2 protein-coding genes are annotated in these 2954 nt (G+C 74.4%); both read left to right on the top strand.

Features of this window, described 5'->3' with window-relative positions; translation table 11 throughout:
* Positions 1-178: 178 nt before the first annotated feature.
* Positions 179-1534 (top strand): deoxyguanosinetriphosphate triphosphohydrolase, encoded by a 1356-nt coding sequence (locus EAO70_RS38035; RefSeq protein WP_187283955.1) that lies wholly within the window; start codon positions 179-181, stop codon positions 1532-1534.
* 156 nt (positions 1535-1690) lie between these two features.
* A complete protein-coding gene (locus tag EAO70_RS19790) occupies positions 1691-2950 on the top strand; it encodes an NAD(P)/FAD-dependent oxidoreductase (protein WP_148004215.1) in 1260 nt (419 codons plus the stop codon).
* The last annotated feature ends 4 nt before the right edge of the window (positions 2951-2954 follow it).

Here is a 2954-nt window from a genome sequence, read left to right on the forward strand (position 1 = left end):
TCGCGAGCCGTGCCGCCGCCCACGCCCCCTGGATCGCCTCCGAGCCCCTCGGCGCCCACCCGGCCCTCGCCCGCCTGGTGCTGCACCGCTACGACCGGGCCCTGCGCACCACCACCCGGGGGCGGGAACTCGCCACCGTCTGAGCACTTCTGTCGGCCCCTCCGGTTACCTTCGATGCATGGAAGGCATCGCACACAGCACAGCGACCAAGGGCAGCCCGGACCCCACCGACCCCACCGGCACCCTCGGCGTCCCCGGCACGCCCGGCTACGACGCCGCCGCGACCGACCGCTGGGACGCCGAGCCCGACAAACGTCCCGGACGCACCGCCTTCCAGCGCGACCGCGCCCGCGTGCTGCACTCCGCCGCGCTCCGCAGGCTCGCCGGCAAGACCCAGGTCGTCACCCCCGGCACCCGGGGCCACGCCTGGGACGCCAGCCCCCGCACCCGGCTCACCCACTCCCTGGAGTGCGCCCAGGTCGGCCGGGAGCTCGGCGCCGCCCTCGGCTGCGACCCCGACCTCGTCGAGGCCGCCTGCCTCTCCCACGACATGGGCCACCCGCCCTTCGGGCACAACGGCGAGCAGGCGCTCAACGACGTCGCCAAGGACTGCGGCGGCTTCGAGGGGAACGCCCAGTCCCTCCGCCTCCTCACCCGTATCGAACCCAAGCGCTTCGTGAAGGACGTCGACGGCGAACTCGTCAGCGTCGGCCTCAACCTCACCCGGGCCACCCTCGACGCCGCCACCAAGTACCCCTGGACCCGCGGCGCCCACCCCGAGGACCCCGGCTCGCCCAAGTTCGGCGTCTACGAGGACGACCTCCCCGTCTTCGCCTGGATCCGGCAGGGCGCCCCCGCCCACCGCAAGTGCTTCGAGGCCCAGGTCATGGACTGGGCCGACGACGTGGCGTACTCGGTGCACGACTTCGAGGACGGCCTGCACGCCGGGCACATCGACCCCAACCTGCTCCTCGCCGAGCCCGAGCGCGCCGACATCGCCGCCGTCGCCATCGGCCGCTACGTCCCCGAGGACACCGACCCGCAGGAGCTCGCCGAGGCCCTCGACCGGCTCGTCGAGCAGGACTGGTGGCCGCACGGCTACGACGGCTCGGCCGTCGCCCAGGCCCGCCTCAAGGACGCCACCAGCCAGCTCATCGGCCGGTTCGCGCTCGCCGCGGAGGGCGCCACCCGCCAGGCCCACGGCACCGGCCGCCTCACCCGCTACGCCGCCGAACTCGTCGTCCCCCGGGAGACCCGCAACGAGTGCGCGGTCCTCAAGGCCGTCGCCGACCGGTACGTGATGCAGCGCGCCGAGCAGGAGGCCCTCCGCGCCGACCAGCGCGTCGTCGTCGCCGAGCTCGCCGAGGCCCTCGTCGCCCGCGCCCCCGACGGACTCGAACCGCAGTTCCGGTCCCTGTTCGACCAGGCGGCCGACGACCGGGCCCGCAAGCGCGTCATCGTCGACCAGATCGCCTCCCTCACCGACGCCTCCGCGAGGGCCCTGCACGCCCATCTCCGCCCGCACCACGCCTGACCCGTGCGCGGGGCACCCCGGCCCCGCGCACGGGGTGGGCCCTCTTCCGTCACCACCGTCCGTGCGGGACGCTCGCATGCACGGCCCGAGGCGGAACGGCCCGACGAACGCCCGGGGGCGTAGGTTGGAACCGGTCGCAAAGAGGAGGAAAAAGACGTGGTCGACGCAGATCAGACCTTTGTCATCGTCGGCGGGGGCCTGGCAGGGGCCAAAGCGGCGGAGACCCTGCGGGCCGAGGGGTTCAACGGCCGGGTGATCCTCATCGGTGACGAACGCGACCACCCCTACGAGCGGCCACCGCTGTCCAAGGGGTACCTGACCGGCGCGAAGGAACGCGCCGGCGTCTTCGTCCAGGAGGCCGCCTGGTACGCGGGCCACGACATCGAGCTGCACCTCGGGCAGTCCGTCACCGCCATCGACCGCGAGGCCCGCACCGTGCGGCTCGGCGACGGCACCGTCATCCGCTACGACAAGCTGCTCCTCGCCACCGGCGCCGAGCCCCGCCGCCTCGACGTCCCCGGCACAGAGCTGGCCGGCGTCCACCACCTGCGCCGGCTCGCCCACGCCGACCGGCTCCGCCAGGTCCTCGCCTCCCTCGGCCGCGACAACGGCCACCTGGTGATCGCCGGCGCCGGCTGGATCGGCCTGGAGGTCGCCGCCGCCGCCCGCGGCTACGGCGCCGAGGTCACCGTCGTCGAGTCCGACCCCACCCCGCTGCACCGGGTCCTCGGCCCCGAGCTGGGCCAGCTCTTCGCCGACCTGCACGCCGACCACGGCGTCCGCTTCCACTTCGGCGCCCGGCTCACCGAGATCGTCGGCCAGGACGGCATGGTCCTCGCCGTCCGCACCGACGACGGCGAGGAGCACCCGGCCCACGCCGTGCTCGCCGCGATCGGCGCCGCCCCCCGCACCGCCCTCGCCGAGAACTCCGGGCTCGCCCTGGTCGACCGGGCCGACGGCGGCGGCATCGCCGTCGACGAGTCCCTGCGCACCTCCGACCCCGACGTCTTCGCCGCCGGCGACGTGGCCGCGGCCCACCACCCGATGCTCCACACCCGGCTCCGCGTCGAGCACTGGGCCAACGCCCTCAACGGCGGCCCCGCCGCCGCCCGCGCCATGCTCGGGCAGCACGTCTCCTACGACCGCGTCCCGTACTTCTTCTCCGACCAGTACGACCTGGGCATGGAGTACTCCGGCTGGGCGCCCCCCGGCACGTACGACCAGGTCGTGGTCCGCGGCGACACCGGCAAGCGCGAGTTCATCGCCTTCTGGCTCAAGGAGGGCCGCGTCCTCGCCGGGATGAACGTGAACGTGTGGGACGTCACAGACCCGATCCAGCAGCTCATCCGGGCCCGCACCGCCGTCGATACCGAGGCCCTCGCCGACCCCTCCGTCCCCCTGGAGAGCCTCCTCTGACCGC

Source organism: Streptomyces sp. adm13(2018) (assembly GCF_008042145.1).
In the GTDB taxonomy this organism is placed as follows: domain Bacteria; phylum Actinomycetota; class Actinomycetes; order Streptomycetales; family Streptomycetaceae; genus Streptomyces.